This is a genomic window from Romboutsia sp. 13368 (assembly GCF_018336475.1).
In the GTDB taxonomy this organism is placed as follows: Bacteria; Bacillota; Clostridia; order Peptostreptococcales; family Peptostreptococcaceae; genus Romboutsia.
Map to the genome: position 1 here is coordinate 1,096,354 of NZ_CP048741.1, position 637 is coordinate 1,096,990.

Sequence of the window (637 nt, forward strand, 5' to 3'; positions counted from 1 at the left end):
CTGGAGGTGTAATATTTTCTACTATTCAAAAATTCGTAGAAGAAACTGGATTATTAAGTAATAGGGATAATATTGTGGTAATGGTAGATGAAGCTCACCGTACTCAATATAATATAGATGGAAAATTAGATACTAATACAGGAGAGATGAAGTATGGATATGCAAAATATTTAAGAGAATCTCTACCTAATGCAACATATATAGCATTTACTGGTACTCCTATAGAAACAACTGATAAATCAACTTATGGAGTATTTGGTGATTTAATAGATGTATATGATATGACACAAGCAGTAGAGGATGGAGCTACTGTTAAAATATATTATGAATCAAGATTAGCTAAAGTAAAATTAGATAGACATCAAATGGATTTAATAGATAATGAATACTATAATATGCAAGTTAATGAAGGTGTAGAGGATTATATAGTTGAGCAAAGTCAAAATCAAATGTCTCGTATGGAGCAAATTATTTGTGATGAAGATAGAATAAAACAAGTTGTAAAAGATATAATAGCTCACTATGAAGATAGAGAAAATCTAGTAGCAGGAAAGGCTATGATAGTTGCATATTCAAGAAAAGCAGCATATATGATGTATAAAGAAATTCTAGAACAAAGACCTAGTTGGAATAATAA

1 protein-coding gene is annotated in these 637 nt (G+C 29.2%); it reads left to right on the forward strand.

The features are described 5' to 3' along the window. Positions 1-637, forward strand: a 637-nt coding sequence (locus G3997_RS04455; protein WP_296649371.1) for a DEAD/DEAH box helicase family protein, incomplete at both ends; no start/stop codon positions are given.